Source organism: Caballeronia choica (assembly GCF_001544535.1).
In the GTDB taxonomy this organism is placed as follows: Bacteria; Pseudomonadota; Gammaproteobacteria; order Burkholderiales; family Burkholderiaceae; genus Caballeronia; species Caballeronia choica.
The window spans coordinates 20,852-38,431 of the sequence record NZ_FCON02000075.1; the positions used below are offsets into that span (position 1 = coordinate 20,852).

A 17,580-nucleotide genomic window follows, 5' to 3' on the forward strand; every position below is an offset into this window, starting at 1 on the left:
ATCCCGGACGGATCGCCATGCCCACTGAACACGATCAACCCGCAGACACAGCCAATAGCGCCGATAAAGCCGCGCCGCTCGCCGGCAAGCATCGGGCGCCGCCCTGCACGCTCGTGATCTTCGGCGCGGGCGGCGACCTGACCAAGCGTCTGCTGATGCCGGCGCTGTACAACCTGTCGTCGGACGGATTGCTCGATGACAGCATGCAGATCGTCGGCGTGAACCACGGCGAACGCGATACGGGCGAATTTCGCAACGAACTGTCCGAGTCGCTGCGCAAGTTCGCCGCCGATCGCGCGAGCACGTTCCACACGTCGCAACTGAACGAGAAGGCGTGGGACTGGGTCGTCCAGCGTCTGCAATACTTCGCGGGCGAGTTCGAATCGGACGATACCTTCGAGAGCCTCAAGCAGTTGCTCTCGAAGATGAAAACCGGGAATGTCGTCTTCTATCTCGCCGTCAGCGCGCGCTTTTTCAGGCCGATCGTCGAGCATCTCGGGCGCGCCGGCTTGCTGAAGGAAGAAGACGGCAATTTCAGGCGCATCGTGATCGAAAAGCCGTTCGGCACCGATCTCGCCTCGGCGAAGGATCTCAACGACCACATCCTGGGCTACGCGAGCGAGTCGCAGGTGTACCGGATCGATCACTTTCTCGGCAAGGACACGGTGCAGAGCATTCTCGCGGTGCGTTTCGCCAACGCGCTCTTCGAGCCGGTGTGGCGGCGCGAATACATCGACCACGTCCAGATCACGGCAGCCGAGACGATCGGCGTGGAAGGGCGCGGACGCTTCTACGAGCAGACCGGCGCTTTCCGCGACATGGTGCCGAACCACCTGTTCCAGTTGCTCGGCATGATCGCGATGGAGCCGCCCAATTCGTTCAGCGCCAAATCCGTGCGCGACAAGAAGGCCGAAATCTTCGACGCGATCCAGCCGCTTTCGGCACGCGATGTCGTGTTCGGGCAGTACGAAGCGGGACCGGCGGGACCGGGCTACCGGCAGGAGCCGGACGTTGCGCCGGACAGCCGCACCGAGACTTACGCGGCGGCGCGCGTTCACATCGATAACTGGCGCTGGGCCGGCGTGCCGTTCTACCTGCGCACGGGCAAGCGGCTCGCGGCGCGGCGCACGGAGCTTTCGGTGCACTTGAAGACGGTGCCGTTCCGGCTCTTTCGCGACACGCCCGTCGACCGGCTGACGCCGAACGTGCTCACGCTGCGGATCGATCCGGCACACGGCACGACCTTCGATTTCAACGTGAAGGTGCCCGGTCCGGTGATGCAGGTGGGCGCGGTGCAGTCGTCGTTCAATTACGGCGATTTTTTCGCGGAACGGGCGAACGTCGGCTATGAGACGCTGCTGTATGACTGCATGCTGGGGGATGAAACGCTCTTTCAGCGCGCCGACAGCATCGAAACGGCCTGGGCGGCCGCCGATCCGGTGCTGCATCCGGAGGGTGCGCCGCTCGACGTGCATGGGTATCCGGCGGGCAGCGAAGGCCCGGCCGAAGCCGACGCATTGCTCGCCGCCGACGGCCGCGCATGGCGGCCGCTCGGCGATAGTCGCAAGAAAAGCTAGAGGGGCAATATCTTGCATGGGACCAGACTAAGGCGCTAAATCGCCAACTCTGGTCGACCGCAAAGCATGGGACCAGACTAAGGCGCTAAATCGCCAACTCTGGTCGACAGGAGCCAGCACGTGACAACCAAGACAAACAGCAGCACCGCCGAACGGATTCTCGCAATCGACGTCGGTGGAACGGGCCTGAAGGCGGCGATCGTCGGCGTCGACGGGCAGATGAAAACCGACCGGCTGCGCGTGGCGACGCCGTCGCCGTGCACGCCGGACGTGCTCGTCGATGCGCTCGTCAAGCTCGTCCAGCCGCTCGTCGAGCCGCCGCCGACGCACATTTCCATCGGCTTTCCCGGCGTCGTGCGCAATAACCACGTGCTGACGGCGCCGCACTTCGGCAATGAAAACTGGCACGACGTGCCGCTCGCCGACATGATCGCCGGACGCCTAGGCCACGTGCCCGTGCGCATGATCAACGATGCCGAGATGCAGGGGCTCGCCGCGATCGAAGGCCACGGTATCGAGTTCGTGCTGACGCTCGGCACGGGCGCGGGCACGGCGCTCTTTCGCGACGGCGAACTGATGCCGCATCTGGAACTCGCGCATCACCCCGTCGCGAAGAAGAAGACCTACGACGAATACATCGGCAACGCCGAGCGCGAAAAGGTGGGCGGCAAGCGCTGGAATCGCCGGGTGGAGAAGATCATCGGCATACTCGCGTCGCTCGTGAACTACGACAAGCTGTGGATCGGCGGCGGCAATGCCGCGCATCTGACCTTCGAACTGCCGGCGAACGTGGCGGTCGTGTCGAATGCGGCGGGCATCGAGGGCGGCGCGAAGCTCTGGCATCCGCGCTCGGTGCGCGAATCGCGACAACTGCCGGCCGCCAACCAGCGCAAGGGAGCGTTCGAATGAGCGCCAATCGGAAGTACGGCCTGCGGGCGGTCATCGGCGACGGCCAGGCGGCGTTCGACGCCCTCGCGCAAATCGACCTCGTGATCACCGATTGCGACGGCACGCTGCTGCACACCGACAAATCGCTGAGCCGCGCCGCCGTGGATGCCGTGCGCCGCCTGCACGCGGCAGGCGTCAAGTTCACGGTCGCGAGCAGCCGGCCGGGCGCGGGGATGCGCCATATCGTCGAGGCGTTGGCGGTGGATCTGCCGTTCGCGTCGTATAACGGCGGCAATATCGTGCAGCCGCACACCGGGGCAGTGCTGAGCGCGCACAAACTGCCGCGCGATGCCGTCGCTACCGTGCTCAGCCGGCTGGCGCGCGAAGGCATCGACGCGTGGGTTTTCATCGGCGACAACTGGTATTTGACCAATCCGGCTGGCGATCATGTGGCGCTCGAACGCCGCACGGTCGGCTACGACGGCGTGCTGGTGAAAAGCTTCGACGAACTGGATCTCGCAGCCGTCGACAAGATTGTCGGCTCGACGAAGGACGAGGCGCTGCTCGCGCGCATCGAAAGGGAATTGCAGGCTAGCCTGCGAGGGCAGGCGATCGCCGCGCTGTCGCAGACGTATTACCTCGACGTCACGAGCACGCTCGCGCACAAGGGCGAAGCGGCGCGCGAACTGGCGCGGCTTGCGGGCGTGCCGCTCGGGCGCGTGGCGGTGCTTGGAGACATGTCGAACGATGTGCCGATGTTCGATGTGGCGGGGCTGGCGATTGCGATGGGGCAGTCGTCGGCAGCAGTGCAGGCGCGTGCCTGTCTGGTGTCGGCAAGCAACGATGACGAGGGATTCGCGGTCGCGATCGATGCGCTTCTGGCTGCGCGCGATGCGGTGACGGGTTGAACAGAGGGAAAGGGGGCAAACGGGAGAAAGCGGGAGAGAGCGGCATCGACGCGCGCGCACTGCTGCATGGCAGAGTGCTCCAGCGGCGTCGAACCGTGCTCTTCCTGGCGCTGGCCGGCTGACGTGCCGGACTAACGCCCTTGCATCAACGACGACGCATCTGTGGCCGCGGAGCCCCGCCGCCAGCGCGTTCGTCCTTGTGCCGGAAGTTGATGCGCCCCTTCGTCAGGTCGTACACCGACAGTTCCAGCGTCACGCGGTCGCCCGCGAGAATGCGGATGTGATTCTTGCGCATGCGCCCCGACGCGTACGCACCGACCACGACGCCGTTATCGAGCGTCACGCGGTAGCGGCTATCGGGAAGCACTTCGTCGACAATGCCATCCAACTCGAGTAACTCTTCTTTCGCCATATGTAGCTCCTGTATGAATAATAATGAGATTGTAGGTGACGCACGAGCTTTGCGCTCCCGCGTCACGCGGATTTCACCGCGGGCTCAGAGGTCGGCGACCGTTTGCCCGTCGATTTGTCCGTCGATCAACTTCTCTGCATGCAGCATGCATGCACGGCGCGCCTGGCCGCCGTTTTCGAACGGGCCGGGCTGCGTGACGCGGAACACGCGGCTGTCGCTCGCAGCTTCCTCGCCCTCGGGCACCGCGCGGCGAATCCGCACCGATGCTTCATAGCCCGCGTCCGCCGCGCGCACCGCCACGCCGTCGCGCGCACCGCGCGGATAGATCAGCGGATGGATTTCGTAGCCTTTATACGTTTTGACCGTGTCTTTCATGTGTCCTGGTGTCCTGTGTTGCGCTCGCCCCGGGAGCCGCGCGTGAGCGCGAACGGCGGCCGTGCCTTGACGCCGCGGCCGCAATGTGATGGCGAACGGCTGCAAGCGGCATCTGCCGACCCGGCGATGGCGAGCAAAAAACAAAGCGCTGCGCTTCGTAGGCGCGGTCGCTCGATGGGCTTTACGTGATGAAGAACGTAGCGGTCACGTGACCGCGGACGTCGCTCTGCTCAAACCGAGCCAAACTTGAAGACGAATGCCGGGGAATATGCTGCCGACATTGCCGGGGCGATGGCATTCAGCGCGTGTTTTCCTGCGTGTTTCCTGATTCGCGCTGACATGCTGGATGGTTCGCTACTGCCGGGGTGACCACGATGCGCCGTTGCGCACGCAATCATGTTAGACATTGGAAATCGGAAAATAGTTCCGTTGTCGCCGGAAGCCCCGCCTCTCGATGCCGCAAATGTGGACGCGTTCAACGCATCGAAGCATCCATTATAACCAACCTGCCTTTCTGAACCGCCAATACAACACGATGTCGACGCAGAGCATGACGGCGAGGCAGGTCGGATAGCCGTATACCCACTCCAGTTCGGGGATGCGGTGGAAGTTCATGCCGTAGATGCCGGCGATCATCGTCGGCACGGCGAAGAGGGCGGCGAACGAGCCGAGGCGCTTGGTCACCTCGCTTTCCGCGAGCGAGATCAGGCCGAGATTCACCTGGATCGCGGTGACGATCATTTCGCGCCGTCCCTCGCTGGTCTTGACGATGCGCAGCAGGTGGTCGTAGACGTCGCGGAAATATTCCTGCATGCCCGCGCATACGCCGGGCGGACGGCCGCCATACAATTTGCTGACAGCTTCGAGCAGCGGCGCCGTGTGGTGCTGCAGCAGCACGAGGCGGCGCTTGAGCGAGTAGAGGTCCTCGATGATCTCGCGCGACGCCGCCGAGCCGTTGCGCTCGAAGATGCGTTCCTCGACTTCATCGAGTTCGGCGGCGAGCGTTTCCAGCACCGGAAAATACCGGTCGACGACGTTATCGAGCAGCGCATACATCACGAACGCCGGGCCATGCTTGAGCAAGTGCGGCTCGCGCTCGCAGCGCTTGCGCACTTCCTGGAAGCCTTGCGTCGTCCGGTTGCGCACGGAAAGCACGTAGTTCTTGCCGACAAACACGTTGATTTCGCCGACGAGCAGCTCGCCTTCCTCGTCGAACTCGACGGTATGGAAGACCGCGAAGAGCGAGTCGCCGTATTCCTCGATCTTCGGCCGCTGATGGCCGTTCTGGGCGTCTTCGACGGCAAGTTCGTGCAGGCCGAACTGCTGCATCATGTGCGCCAGTTCACCCGGGCCGGGCTCTTTCAGCGCGACCCAGATGAAGCAGTTGGGCAGATCGCGATAAGCGTTGATGTCGTCGATCGCCAGGTCGGCGAGCTTGCGGCCGTTCTGGTAAGCCGCGCAATTGACCAGCATGGATGAGCGCCCCGGATGCATGGATGGAAGGCCCGCGCGCCGCACTGACGCGTCTTCACCGTGCTGGCGTTGGCGCGTGGCCCATCGTCGGCATCTTAGCGGATTTGTCCGCGCTTGCCGTGTGCAAAAAGCGGGGAATGCGGGTCAGTCCGTAGCGAAGTCGGCGATGGCGTCCGGCCTCACGGGCGCCGCCTCGCGCTTGGTCAGCTTGCCTTCGACGGACGCGCCCACGTCCATGCGCAACTGCTGGTAGTAGATGTTGCCGTTCACGTGCGCATTCGACTGGAGCTCGACAAAATGCTCGGCGGTCACGTCGCCCGTGATCGTGCCGTTGATCACGACGTCGTAGGCGCTCACGTTGCCGGTGATCGCGCCCTGGTCGCTCACGACGAGCAGCGTCTGTTCGCCCGGCCGGCCGCTGACGTTGCCGGTGATGTGGCCGTCCATGCGCAGGCCGTCGCTGAATTCGAGGTCGCCCCTGAGATGGACGTCGTGCGCGATGAGCGTCGCGAGCTTGGCCTGCTGGATGCCGGTGGTGGCTTTCTTCTTGGTGAACATGGGGTCTTCCGTTGCGTCGGTTCGTTGAAAAGCGGGGTTCGTGGGTCAGTCGGTCTTGTCGCGCTGGCGCTTGAGGAACGCGAGATCGGTGCGCAGCCGGCTCAGTTCGGCGGTCGTGTCTTCCGCCTGTTTTTGCAGCGCGGCACGCGTGGCGGCTTCATGGTCGAACGCGAGTTGCGCGCGCGTGAGCTCGTCGCGCAGTGCCTGCTCGGAGGGCGGCGGCGCGCAGATCGCGTCGACCTGCCGGCTGTGTTCGCGCGAACTCGTCAGCGCGAAGCCGGCGGCGGCCATCGCCGAGATCGCGCACGCGGCCGCGATGCCGCCGAGCAGCAGCACGGGGCCGCGCTTCGGCGTGAGGGAATAGGTGCGCCGCGCGAGCTGGTGCGTCGCGCGGTTCCGGTCAACTTTGCGCATTGGACTTCAGCCTGAAAAGCGCCAGATAAGGCTTTGGATTGATCTGAGCGCCATCGACGATCACTTCGAAGTGCAGGTGCGGCCCCGTCGAACGGCCGGTCGAGCCGACTTCCGCGATCTTCTGTCCGGGCATCACGAGGTCGCCGGCGCGCACGAAGATCTTCGACGTGTGCCCGTAGCGCGTGACGATGCCGTCGCTGTGCCGGATATCGATCGCGTTGCCGTAGCCGCCGTGCGGTCCCGCCTGGATCACGCGGCCGCCCGCCGTCGCTAGGATGCTGGCGCCGCTCGGCGCGACGAGGTCCATGCCCGGATGGAAGCTTGCGTGCCCGGTGAACGGGTCGACGCGGTTACCGTAGGGCGAGCCCTGGCGCGAGCCCGGCGCGGGATCGCGGCCGGGAAACGCCATGTACGACGTGTAGTGCGGCAGCACCTCGCTTTCGAGGCGCGAGAGCGTGTCGTCGAGGCAGTCGATAACCTTCTGCGTGCGCTTGAGCCGCTGCGGCGCCGTGCCTTCGTTTGCCGCGCGCTCGGTGTCGCAGACGCGCGGCGGCAGGAGCGGCCCGCCGGCGCCGTCGAGCGGCACGCTTTCCTCGCTGTCGGGCAGCGGCGGAACGACATGGACGTCGGGACCGTCGGCGGACTTGCGCGACGCCTTCAGGCGATCCTCGAAGTTGCGCAGTTCGTTCACCTTCGCGCTCAGCAGTGCGACGCGCGGCTCGATCTGCGTGAGCGTCGCGCTGACCTTGCCGAGTTCGTCGAGCTCATAGGAATGGCGCGCCCGTTGCGTGCGTTCGTCGGAGGCGTGGCTGCTGCCGAGCGTCGAGCCGATCGCGATGCCGAGCGCAAGCGCCGCGACGATCAGCGCGACGACCGCCACGACCGCGATCACGCGCGCCGTGCGCGCCTCGACGAAGCGCACGCGCTGGCTGGAAACCGACCGGCGAGACCAGATGACGAACGCCATCAGCGGATCTTGCCCGTGCGGGCGAGCAAAGTGACTTTAGGATGCCTGAAGGGCACGGTCGGGCTGAAGTGGATGAGTGTCACGTCGATGAGAAGACGCCGTGGCGGGACATGGCGCGAAATTATGTGAGTCGGCGATTATGCATCGGCTGGCTGGCGGTGCATCTCAATTTATGAGGAATGCATGACGAATGCAACGCGGGTTGCACGCATAGGCTTACGCTTCGAGTGGCTTCGTCGAACATCGGGCCACGCGGCCCTGCTTTCAACCGTTTGGGCGAAGCACCCTCTGCCCGACGTGGTGCGCGTGCTGGCGCCGTTGACAAACAACATCTCGAAAAACACACTGCGTGAATGGCTGTAATTGAGATTATTCGGAAAACTGATTGTCCTGTTGTCCGAAAATCATCCGGGTGCTTTGTTGCGGCCGCTACGCCCCAACTCCAGAACCCTCCTTCAACGTCTCGAGGAAACATGCACAAGAAGTCCATCAGCATCGTCGCCGGCGCACTCATTTCGATCTCGCCCGCCGTCCTTTCCATCGCTCATGCGCAATCCGCGGCCATGACCCGCCCGGTCGCGGCCGTGAATTCCGCTGCTCTGCCGGGCGCGATCGAAGGCGTGAGCGTCGCCGAGGCGATCGGCACGATCCAGTCGGTGAACCGCGACACGCGCGAAGTCACGATCGCCGACAAGCAGGGCGGCAAGGCGCGCTTCACCGTTGGACCGGAAGCGAAGAATTTCGCGCAGTTGAACGTCGGCGACGAAATCCGCGTGCGCATGACGCGCGATGTCGTCGTCTCGGTGTCGAAGGGCGGCGGGTTGCGCAGCGTCGTCGAGACGGAAGCCGCCGGGCGCGCGCCTGCCGGGGCGAAGCCGGCGGCCGGCATCGCGCGTCAGTTGACGATCGTCGCGGACATCACGAAGGTCGATCCGGCGAGCGGCATCGTGCAGTTGAAAGGCCCGCAAGGCAATCTGCTCGACGTAGAGGTTCGCGACCGCACGAAGCTCGCGAAGGTCAAGGCCGGCGACCAGGTCACGCTCGCTTATACGGAAGCCGTCACGGTTGCCGTCACGCCGATGCGCTGAGTTATTGAGTTACATCTAGCCAGCCGTTGTTTCATTCGCGGCCGGCACGCCGGCAGTTCAAGGCGTCCCGGTCGCGACCCACGCCATCTCGCTCCCCTCGCCCATCAGCAGCGCGCGATTCGATTCCGCCGCCGCGCGCAAATAATCCCACACGGTCGTGATGCGCTTCAGCTTGCGCAGATCCTCGCGACACGACAAATAAAACGCACGCCTCACCACGATCTCGCCCGGCAGAACCGGCATGAGCCGCGGGTCTTGCGCCGCCATGAAGCACGGCAGGATCGCGAGCGCGCGGCCCTGCAGCGCCGCGAAATACTGCGCGATCACGCTCGTGCTGCGCCAGCTGGATTGCGCGCCCGGCACCGCGCGCTCCAGATACAGCAGTTCGTAGCTGAACGCGAGATCGTCGATATAACTCGCGAACCGGTGCGGGCGCAGATCGTCAACTGATTCGATCGGCGCGTGGCGCGCGAGGTAGGCGGATGTCGCGTAGAGCATCAGCCGATAGTCGCAAAGTTTCGTGTAGACGTACTGTCCGTGTTCCGGCCGCTCCAGCGTGACCGCGATGTCGGCCTCGCGCTTCGACAAGCTCACGAAATGCGGCACCGGCAACAAATCGATGGTGATGTGCGGATGCACGTCCTGAAAGCGCGCGAGTTGCGGCGCGAGAAAGAAGCAGCCGAAGCCTTCCGTCGAGCCGACCCGCACATGGCCCGACAGCGCGTGGCCGGTATTGGCTACTTGTTCGGTGGCGGATTGCACCGTCGTTTCGATCGAATCGACATAGCCGAGGAGGCGCTGGCCTTCTGCGGTCAGCGTGAAACCTCCGCTCCTGGATTTGTCGAAGAGAAGGGTGCCGAGCGCATCTTCAAGCGCGCGCACGCGCCGTGCGACCGTCGTGTAATCGACGCCCAGGCGCTTCGCCGCGCCGCTCGCGCGCTGCGTCCGGGCGACTTCGAGGAAATAGCGCAGGTCGTCCCAATTCAGTTTCGTCAGGTCCAGCTTGAGGTTTTTTTGCATATCAGTCGGGTGTTTTTATCGATACTTGATGGACTTTTGCATAACTATACTCAAACGTATTGACCCGTCGCCTGACCGGCGGGCAAATAGAACGGAGACGACATGCTTTTTCCCTTCGACGCCCCCAACGCGTCCGTCCGCATGCCATCGCCCCGCTTTTTTCGTCCTGCCTTCGCCCAAAGGAGCCATCCGTGAACATCGCTGCTGAACAACCCGTGCACGCCGCGCAAGGCCTGCGCACCGCCAAACTGCTGATCGACGGCGAATTCGTCGAGTCGAAATCGGCCGAGTGGCGCGATATCGTCAATCCGGCGACGCAGGAAGTGATCGGACGCGTGCCGTTCGCGACGATCGACGAAGTGAATGCGGCCGTCGCCGCCGCGCACAAGGCGTTTCAAACCTGGCGCACGACGCCGCTCGGCGTGCGCATGCGCCTGATGCTCAAGTTCCAGGATCTGGTGCGCCAGAACATGAAGCGCGTCGCCGCGACGCTCACGGCCGAGCAGGGCAAGACGCTGCCCGACGCCGAAGGCGATATCTTCCGCGGGCTCGAAGTGGTCGAGCACGCGTGTTCGATCGGCACGCTGCAGCAGGGCGAATTCGCGGAAAATGTCGCGGGCGGCGTCGATACCTACACGCTGCGCCAGCCGATCGGTGTCTGCGCGGGCATCACGCCGTTCAACTTCCCCGCGATGATTCCGCTCTGGATGTTCCCGATGGCGATCGTCTGCGGCAACACGTTCGTGTTGAAACCGTCGGAGCAGGACCCGCTTTCCACGATGGAACTCGTCGAACTCGCCGTGCAGGCGGGCATTCCGGCGGGCGTCCTGAACGTCGTGCACGGCGGCAGGGAAGTCGTCGATGCAATCTGCACGCATCCCGACATCAAGGCGATTTCGTTCGTCGGCTCGACGCACGTCGGCACGCACGTGTACAACCTCGGCAGCCAGCACGGCAAGCGCGTGCAGTCGATGATGGGCGCGAAGAACCACGCGGTCGTCCTGCCCGACGCGAACAAGGAGCAGACGCTCAACGCGCTCGCCGGCGCGGGGTTTGGCGCTGCGGGCCAGCGTTGCATGGCGACTTCGGTGGTGGTGCTGGTCGGGGCGTCGAAGGACTGGCTGCCGGAACTGGTCGAGCGCGCGCGCGGACTGACGATCAACGCGGGCACGGAGCCGAATACCGATGTCGGGCCGGTGGTTTCGCGGGCGGCGAAGGAGCGCATTCTCGGGCTGATCGAAAAGGGTGTCGACGAAGGCGCGACGTTGTCGCTCGACGGGCGCGGCGTGGCGGTGAAGGGCTACGAGAAAGGCAACTTCATCGGCCCGACGATTTTCTCCGGCGTCACGACCGAGATGACGATCTACAGGCAGGAAATCTTCGGGCCGGTGATTTGCGTGCTGGAAGCCGAGACGCTCGACGACGCCATCGCGCTCGTGAACCGCAATCCGATGGGCAACGGCGTCGGCCTCTTTACGCAAAGCGGCGCGGCGGCGCGCAAGTTCCAGAGCGAGATCGACATCGGCCAGGTCGGCATCAACATTCCGATTCCGGTGCCGGTGCCGTCGTTCAGCTTTACCGGTTCGCGCGGGTCGAAGCTGGGCGACCTCGGCCCGTACGGCAAGCAGGTCGTGCAGTTCTACACGCAGACCAAGACCGTGACGGCCCGCTGGTTCGACGACGCGACGGTGAATGATGGCGTCAATACGACGATTTCGCTGCGCTGAAAGCGCATTGCTTTGCATGGGACCGGAGCAGGGCGCATAGGGCCAGAGTAAGGTGCTAAAGCGCCAACTCTGGTCGACCGCAACAAGTTGCATGGGACCAGAGTAAGGCGCTAAAGCGCCAACTCTGGTCGACAAAGGAGACCACGATGCAGATCGGTTTTATCGGACTGGGACACATGGGCGGCCCCATGGCGGCGAACCTGCTGAAGGCGGGTCACGCGTTGACGGTGTTCGACCTGTCGGAAGCGGCACTCGACGAAGCCAAGACGGCAGGCGCGACGCTCGCATCATCGCCACGCGCAGTGGCGGAAACAAGCGAAGTCGTCATCACGATGCTGCCAGCGGCGGCGCACGTAAAAGCCGTCTACCTCAACGACGACGGCGTGCTAGCCGGCGTGCGGCCCGGCGTGCCGCTCATCGACAGCAGCACGATCGACCCGGCGACCGCGCGCATGATCGGCGAGACGGCGCGCGCACGCGGCAATCCGTTCGCGGATGCGCCGGTGTCGGGTGGTGTCGTTGGCGCGCAGGCGGGGACGCTCACCTTCATGGTCGGCGCCGACGAAGCCTTGTTCGAGACCCTGAAACCGGTTTTGGCGGGCATGGGCAAAAACATGGTGCGGTGCGGCGAAACCGGAACCGGGCAAATCGCCAAGATTTGCAACAACCTGCTGCTCGCGATTTCGATGATCGGCGTGGCCGAGGCGATGAAACTCGGCGAGGTGCTCGGCATCGATCCGAACAAGCTGGCGAGCATCGTCAACACGTCGACGGGGCGTTGCTGGAGCTCGGATACGTGTAATCCCTACCCGAATATCCTGCCGAATGCGCCGGCCTCGCGGGGGTATGCGGGCGGTTTCGGCGCCGACCTGATGCTCAAGGACCTCGGTCTCGCCGTCGATGCCGCGCGGCAGGCGAAACAGCCGGTTTTCATGGGAGCGCTCGCGCAGCAGTTGTATCAGTCGATGAGCCAGCAGGGCCTGGGCAGCCTCGATTTTTCAGGCATCATCAAGCTGTACGGAGCGAAATAGCGGCGGATTCAGGCACGTACGTGCGTGCCTGAAAACGTTCAAAAAATAACTACTTTACTAAGTTGCACTGCACAACGCCGCCCGCATTCGCCCACCCGGCATGGACATCGGGAATACGATGATTCGCTTTGTCGAAATTTGTCCTATTCTGGAAGCACGACGTTCTGCTCTCGCGAAATGTGGGCGCCGAGTTTAGCGCTCCGAATCGTGCGAGGAAACGCTCGATGCACGTAGAACTTTCGGCATTTTGCCGTACGGACAAAGGAGCACGCGATGCAAGTAACCCGTCACCTGAACATGGAATTACGGCACGCCACGATGCCAACTTACGTGGCCAGCTATCTGTTCCCGTTGCTGCTATTGGCTTATGAAGCGTGGCGCGTGGGGTCGTGGGTGGCGGTCAACGGCTTCAACTTCATGAACTTCAAGTCGATGGGCTATGAGTTCGCGCTGATGATCGCCGTGTTCGCCATGCAAATCATCGTCGAGATTGCTTTTATCGCCGCGGCTGGACTCTCGAAGCATCACGATTTCGGGCATCGGCTGAGCAATTTGCTGCTCGGGCTGTTCTGTTCGCTCGTCGTGCTCGGTTTCGACCTTGCACTGCAATATGCGATCTGAGCGCTGAATTTTCTCAGGCTGGATTAATAGGGCCGGTTGCGCGCAACCGGCCTTTTTGTTTAAGGCGTCGTTCGGGCGCCAATTTTGATCAGCATCCCGGAGCACTCGCCAACGCGGGCGGCGTTTGCGAACGCTCTTCGTAGCACTTGCTGTTCGCGTCCTTGAGCGCCGTGCGCAGGCCTTCTTCCACCACCGGGTGATAGAACGGAAGCTTCAGCGCTTCCTCGACCGTGAGTTCGAGTTGCACCGCCCACGCGAGCAGGTGCCCGAGATGTTCGACCACTGGGCCGCACGCCTGTGCGCCGCGCAGCTTGCCCGTCTTCGCATCGGCATAGACGTGCAGCAGGCCGCGGTTCTGGCGCATCACGCGGCTGCGCCCCTGCGTCTCGAACGACGCCGATCCGGTCACCGTCATCTGCTTGTCGAGGCTGTCGTACGCCGCGCCGATGATCGCCGCTTGCGGTTCGCAAAACACGAGCGAAAAGGGCACTTTGCGCGTCACCTGCCGGACGTCGGGAAAGCGCGCGGCGTTGTCGCCGGCGAGCTTGCCTTCGTCGGCGGCATCCGAGAGCCACGGGCGCGTGCCGTCGCAGTCGCCCGCGATGAAAATGCTGCTGGCACCGCATTGCATCGACGTTTCGTCGAAGAGCGGCACGCCCTTGTCGTTCAACGCGATGCCGGTCTTCGCCAGGTCGAGTGGCTTCAGGTCGGGCGCGCGTCCCGTCGCGACCAGCACGAGATCGAACTGCTCCGTGCGCTCGCTTTCATCGAGCGACTTGAAGCGGACCGTCGGCATGCCGTCCTGCATCGACATCGCTTCGATCTTCGCGTCGGGGTCGAAATAGAACTCGTCGCGCAACGCGGCCGACAGCGCGTCGCGCACCGGCGCATCCGACAATCCGGCGACCCTTCCGCCCCTGCCGAACATGAACACGTCGACGCCCAGTCGCGCGAACGCCTGCCCCAGTTCGAGCGCGATCGGACCCGCGCCGAACACGGCCGCGCGTTTCGGCAAGGTCTTGAGGTCGAAAACGTCGTCGCTCGTGATGAGGCGGTCGCCAAAAACCTTCAGCCCGTCGGGCACGGTCGGCACGGCGCCCGTCGCGATCACGACGCTCGTCGCCTCGATGCGCCGCGCATCGTCGATCGAGAGAACGTGGCGGCCGGACGCCGACGCAGCGAAGCGCGCGCGGCCACGTATGACCGAGTCGGCGGGGAACGCGTCGGTCTCCTCCAGGATGCCGCCGACGAAATAGTCGCGCTCGCGCCGCACGTAATCGAACACCTGCGCGCCGTTGGCTTCCAGCGCATGCGTGCCCTCGATCCCGCGCGGCGCGAGCGCCTGCGCATCGTGCAAGCCGTTGGCCGCCGCGAGCAGCAGCTTCGACGGCATGCAGCCGACGCGCGCGCAGGTCGTGCCGAACTCGCCGGCTTCGATCAGCACCGCGCGCTTGCCCGCCGAGCGCGCCGCGCGAAACGCCGACAGGCCCGCCGTCCCGGCGCCGATCACGGCGACGTCCACGTTTGTTTCCTTCATTTGAGTCGTCCCAAGCGGTTGAATCGAGGCGCTCACGACCAGGGCGCGTGCCGGCCTTCGAGACTGCGATCGAGCTGAAACGCCGTGCTGATGAGCGCGAGATGCGTCAGCGCCTGCGGGAAATTGCCGAGCGATGCGCCATCGACGGCGACTTCTTCCGAATAAAGCCCCACATGGTTCGAATAGGCAAGCATCTTTTCGAACACGAGCCGTCCTTCATCGACACGTCCGGCGCGCGCCAGCGCTTCCGCGTACCAGAACGAGCAGGCGCTGAAGCCGCCTTCCTCCCCGTCGAGTCCGTCGAGCGAGCCGCCGCGGGTGTAGCGGAAGATCAGCGGATCGACGCTCAGGTCGCGGCCGATCGCATCGAGCGTCGAGAGCCAGCGCCCGTCTTTCGGGCCGATGAAGCGCACGAGCGGCATCATCAGCGCGGAAGCGTCGAGAATGGTCGAACCTGGGGTCTGCACGAAGCTTTGCAGCTCGCTGTTCCAGAAGTTTTCGTGGATGTCGCGGCTGATGCGGTCGCGCACCTCGAACCACTGCGGAAACGGCGCCGGCAGCGAGCGCTTTTGCGCGAGCCGCAGCGCGCGATCGAGCGCGACCCAGCACATCAGCCGCGAATGCAGCAACGCCCGCGCGCCATTGCGAAACTCCCAGATGCCGTGATCCGGTTCGTCCCAGTGCGCGGCCACGTAGTTCACGGTACGCGTGACGTGCTGCCAGCCGTCATGCGACACCGCCTCGCCGTATTTGTTGTACAGGTAGACGGCGTCCATCAGCGCGCCGTAGACATCCAGTTGCATCTGGTCGCGCGCCGCGTTGCCGATGAGCGGCGGCTCGACACCGCTTCCGTGCAACGCCCGCGCGACGCTTTCCTCGGGCGGCTCCTCGCCATCGACCGCGTACATGACGCGGAACGATCCATCGGAGTGACAGCGCCGGTTGCGCTCGGCGATCCAGCGCACGAAATGCTGCGCCTCGCCCGTGTAGCCGAGCCGCAACAGCGCGTAGACCGAAAACGCGGCGTCGCGGATCCACGCGTAACGGTAGTCCCAGCGGCGGGCGCCTTGCGGTGTCTCCGGCAGGCCGAAGGTCGGAGCCGCGACGATTGCGCCGTGTTCGCGCGAACTCAGCAGCTTCAGCAGCAGCGCGGAGCGCATCACGACTTCGCGATAACGGCCGCGATACGTCGATTGCGCCGCCCACTCGCGCCACCACGCGACGGTCTCGTCGAGTGCCGCATCGCACGGCAGGACCCGGTCGAGCGGCTCCGACTGCGCGCCGAGCACGAAGCACGCCGTTTCGCGTTCGTCGAGATCGAAGCGGGCGAGGGCGTCGTTGTCTTCGATCGAGAGGTTGATTGTCGAGCAGAGCGTGAGCGGGGCGGCGCCGCCGCCGGATGGCTCGAAGCGGACGCCGTACCCGTCATCGGCGTGCGTCGCCGTGTGGCCGGTGCGCGCGTAGTCGAAGCGCGGCGCGCAGCGCATCGTCATCGACACGCGCCCGTACACCGATCGCACCATGCGCACGACGCAGTTCGGCGCGTCGTCGCCGGCGCGCGAGAGCGGCATGAAATCGAGCACTTCGCACACCGCATCCGGCGCCATGAAGCGCGTCACCAGCACGTTCGTCTCGGGCAGGTACATCTGCTTGACGCGCGGCGCGTCGAAGGCCGGCGCGACGTGGAAACTGCCGCCGCGCCCGGCGTCGAGCAGCGCACCGAAGATTGTTGGCGAATCGATGCGCGGATAGCACATGAAATTCAGCGCGCCGTCGGTGGCGACGAGCGCGGTCGTGCGCATGTTGCCGATCACGCCGTGCGCTTCGATCGGCGTGCTGCACGGCACGCGATTGGCCGTGTCAGCCATTGTCCGCGAACCCCGGATAGAGCGTCATGCCGCCATCGACGTAGAGCGTCGTGCCGACGACGTAGTCGCTCTCGTCGGAGGCGAGCCACACGGCCGCTCGGCCGATGTCGTCGATTTCGCCGATGCGGCCGTACGGCACCAGCTTGAGCAGCTTCTCGAGCGCTTCCTTCGAGTCCCAGGCGTCGCGGTTGATCGGCGTGCGGATCGCGCCCGGCGCGATCGCGTTCACGCGAATCCGGTGCGGCGCGACTTCCTGCGCGAGCGATTTCATCATCATCTGGATGCCGCCCTTCGACGCCGCGTAGTTCACGTGTCCGGCCCACGGGATGACCTCGTGCACCGAACTCATGCAGATGATCTTGCCGAGCGCTTTCGATACCGGACGCGGCCCGCGCCGGAGGAATTCGCGGACCGCGCGCTGGGCGGTCAGGAACTGGCCCGCGAGGTTGACGTTCATCACCGTATTCCAGTCCGCGAGCGTCATGTCCACGAAGGACGCGTCTTTTTGCAGCCCCGAATTCGCCACGACGATGTCGACGGTGCCGAAGCGCTTTTTGACGGCGTCGAACATCGCGTCGATTTCGGCTTCGTCGGAGACGTCGGCGCCGATGGCAAACGCCTGCCTGCCGGTTTTTTCGATGCTGGCTGCGAGCTTTTCGGCGGATTCGGCGTGCGAGTGGTAGTTGATCGCGACGCTCGCGCCGGCGTTGGCGAGCGCCTCGGCGACGCCGAAGCCGATGCCGGAACTTGCGCCGGTCACGAGGGCGACCTGGCCTTTGAGGGATTGGGTCATGGGGAGTCCTTGGGCGCTTGCGCTTGGGGGGTGGGATTTGGTTTGTGCGTCGTTGTCGGGAAATTTAAGCAAACACCGCGCCTGGGGATGGTGTTGGCACTTGGGGCGTGGTGGGGGTGTTGTTTACACCGTTTGATGCGCTTGGGCTTCTATTGAACTTGTATTGTTTTTGGTTTATTAGCTCTGCCCCTGTCCGGGGCGGGACTCACTTTCTTTGCTGCTGCAAAGAAAGTAAGCAAAGAAAGCAGCGGCGAATTCAACCGGTCGACGCAACACCCAACGTTTCCGCCAGCTTTTCAGCTGGGTTCATAAATTGCAATGTC

Annotated in this window: 17 protein-coding genes; 7 read left to right on the forward strand and 10 right to left on the reverse strand. The window is 64.3% G+C overall.

Annotated elements, in window-relative coordinates:
* Positions 1 to 17 precede the first annotated feature (17 nt).
* The 3 genes from zwf (at position 18) to AWB68_RS26805 (ending at position 3,373) form a co-directional block, all read left to right on the forward strand.
* Entirely contained in the window at positions 18 to 1,577 is a 1,560-nt protein-coding gene (gene zwf / locus AWB68_RS26795; RefSeq protein WP_087647363.1) for a glucose-6-phosphate dehydrogenase, read from the forward strand.
* Between the two features lie 120 nt (positions 1,578 to 1,697).
* On the forward strand, positions 1,698 to 2,486 hold the full coding sequence (locus AWB68_RS26800) for an ROK family protein (protein WP_087647364.1): 789 nt from the start codon (positions 1,698 to 1,700) through the stop codon (positions 2,484 to 2,486).
* Positions 2,483 to 3,373 carry a Cof-type HAD-IIB family hydrolase gene (locus tag AWB68_RS26805; RefSeq protein ID WP_087647365.1) on the forward strand — a complete coding sequence of 297 codons (891 nt, stop codon included), beginning with the start codon at positions 2,483 to 2,485 and terminating at the stop codon, positions 3,371 to 3,373. Before AWB68_RS26800 ends, AWB68_RS26805 begins: the two co-directional genes overlap by 4 nt.
* 145 nt (positions 3,374 to 3,518) lie before the next feature.
* On the opposite strand, the gene infA is transcribed toward AWB68_RS26805, so the two are convergent.
* The 6 genes from infA to AWB68_RS26835 form a co-directional block, all read right to left on the reverse strand.
* The gene (infA, locus tag AWB68_RS26810) at positions 3,519 to 3,785 is read right to left on the reverse strand and encodes a translation initiation factor IF-1 (RefSeq protein WP_087647366.1); all 267 of its coding nucleotides are present in this window, start codon (positions 3,783 to 3,785) and stop codon (positions 3,519 to 3,521) included.
* Positions 3,786 to 3,869: 84 nt separating this feature from the next.
* Positions 3,870 to 4,160 carry a hypothetical protein gene (locus AWB68_RS26815; RefSeq protein ID WP_087647367.1) on the reverse strand — a complete coding sequence of 97 codons (291 nt, stop codon included), beginning with the start codon at positions 4,158 to 4,160 and terminating at the stop codon, positions 3,870 to 3,872.
* 495 nt (positions 4,161 to 4,655) lie between these two features.
* Positions 4,656 to 5,633: a magnesium/cobalt transporter CorA gene (gene corA, locus AWB68_RS26820; RefSeq protein WP_087647368.1), complete on the reverse strand. Its 978-nt coding sequence runs from the start codon at positions 5,631 to 5,633 to the stop codon at positions 4,656 to 4,658.
* 144 nt (positions 5,634 to 5,777) lie between these two features.
* The gene (locus AWB68_RS26825; protein ID WP_087647369.1) at positions 5,778 to 6,191 is read right to left on the reverse strand and encodes a bactofilin family protein; all 414 of its coding nucleotides are present in this window, start codon (positions 6,189 to 6,191) and stop codon (positions 5,778 to 5,780) included.
* 45 nt (positions 6,192 to 6,236) lie between these two features.
* Entirely contained in the window at positions 6,237 to 6,605 is a 369-nt protein-coding gene (locus tag AWB68_RS26830) for a hypothetical protein (RefSeq protein WP_087647370.1), read from the reverse strand.
* Positions 6,592 to 7,572, reverse strand: coding sequence for a M23 family metallopeptidase (locus AWB68_RS26835; RefSeq protein WP_087647371.1), 981 nt, complete (start codon positions 7,570 to 7,572; stop codon positions 6,592 to 6,594). Before AWB68_RS26835 ends, AWB68_RS26830 begins: the two co-directional genes overlap by 14 nt.
* 473 nt (positions 7,573 to 8,045) lie before the next feature.
* On the opposite strand from AWB68_RS26835, the gene AWB68_RS26840 reads away from it, so the two are divergent.
* Positions 8,046 to 8,660, forward strand: a complete 615-nt coding sequence (locus AWB68_RS26840) for a hypothetical protein (protein ID WP_087647372.1) — start codon at positions 8,046 to 8,048, stop codon at positions 8,658 to 8,660.
* 57 nt (positions 8,661 to 8,717) lie between these two features.
* On the opposite strand, the gene AWB68_RS26845 is transcribed toward AWB68_RS26840, so the two are convergent.
* Positions 8,718 to 9,680, reverse strand: coding sequence for a LysR family transcriptional regulator (locus AWB68_RS26845; RefSeq protein ID WP_087647373.1), 963 nt, complete (start codon positions 9,678 to 9,680; stop codon positions 8,718 to 8,720).
* A gap of 191 nt (positions 9,681 to 9,871) precedes the next feature.
* On the opposite strand from AWB68_RS26845, the gene AWB68_RS26850 reads away from it, so the two are divergent.
* The 3 genes from AWB68_RS26850 (at position 9,872) to AWB68_RS26860 (ending at position 13,059) form a co-directional block, all read left to right on the forward strand.
* The gene (locus AWB68_RS26850) at positions 9,872 to 11,407 is read left to right on the forward strand and encodes a CoA-acylating methylmalonate-semialdehyde dehydrogenase (protein ID WP_087647374.1); all 1,536 of its coding nucleotides are present in this window, start codon (positions 9,872 to 9,874) and stop codon (positions 11,405 to 11,407) included.
* Positions 11,408 to 11,553: 146 nt separating this feature from the next.
* Positions 11,554 to 12,438 carry a 3-hydroxyisobutyrate dehydrogenase gene (gene mmsB, locus AWB68_RS26855; RefSeq protein ID WP_087647375.1) on the forward strand — a complete coding sequence of 295 codons (885 nt, stop codon included), beginning with the start codon at positions 11,554 to 11,556 and terminating at the stop codon, positions 12,436 to 12,438.
* 273 nt (positions 12,439 to 12,711) lie between these two features.
* A complete protein-coding gene (locus AWB68_RS26860; protein WP_087647376.1) occupies positions 12,712 to 13,059 on the forward strand; it encodes a hypothetical protein in 348 nt (115 codons plus the stop codon).
* An 88-nt stretch (positions 13,060 to 13,147) separates the two neighbouring features.
* Here the strand turns inward: AWB68_RS26860 and AWB68_RS26865 are convergent, their stop codons facing one another.
* Genes AWB68_RS26865 through AWB68_RS26875 form a run of 3 tightly spaced genes read right to left on the reverse strand, consistent with a single transcriptional unit; the run spans position 13,148 to position 17,257 of the window.
* Positions 13,148 to 14,596: a dihydrolipoyl dehydrogenase gene (locus tag AWB68_RS26865; RefSeq protein ID WP_087647377.1), complete on the reverse strand. Its 1,449-nt coding sequence runs from the start codon at positions 14,594 to 14,596 to the stop codon at positions 13,148 to 13,150.
* 32 nt (positions 14,597 to 14,628) lie between these two features.
* Positions 14,629 to 16,464 (reverse strand): glycoside hydrolase family 15 protein, encoded by a 1,836-nt coding sequence (locus AWB68_RS26870; RefSeq protein WP_235028523.1) that lies wholly within the window; start codon positions 16,462 to 16,464, stop codon positions 14,629 to 14,631.
* Positions 16,457 to 17,257, reverse strand: a complete 801-nt coding sequence (locus tag AWB68_RS26875) for an SDR family oxidoreductase (RefSeq protein WP_087647378.1) — start codon at positions 17,255 to 17,257, stop codon at positions 16,457 to 16,459. The genes AWB68_RS26870 and AWB68_RS26875 overlap by 8 nt, the downstream gene beginning before the upstream one ends.
* Positions 17,258 to 17,580 lie beyond the last annotated feature (323 nt).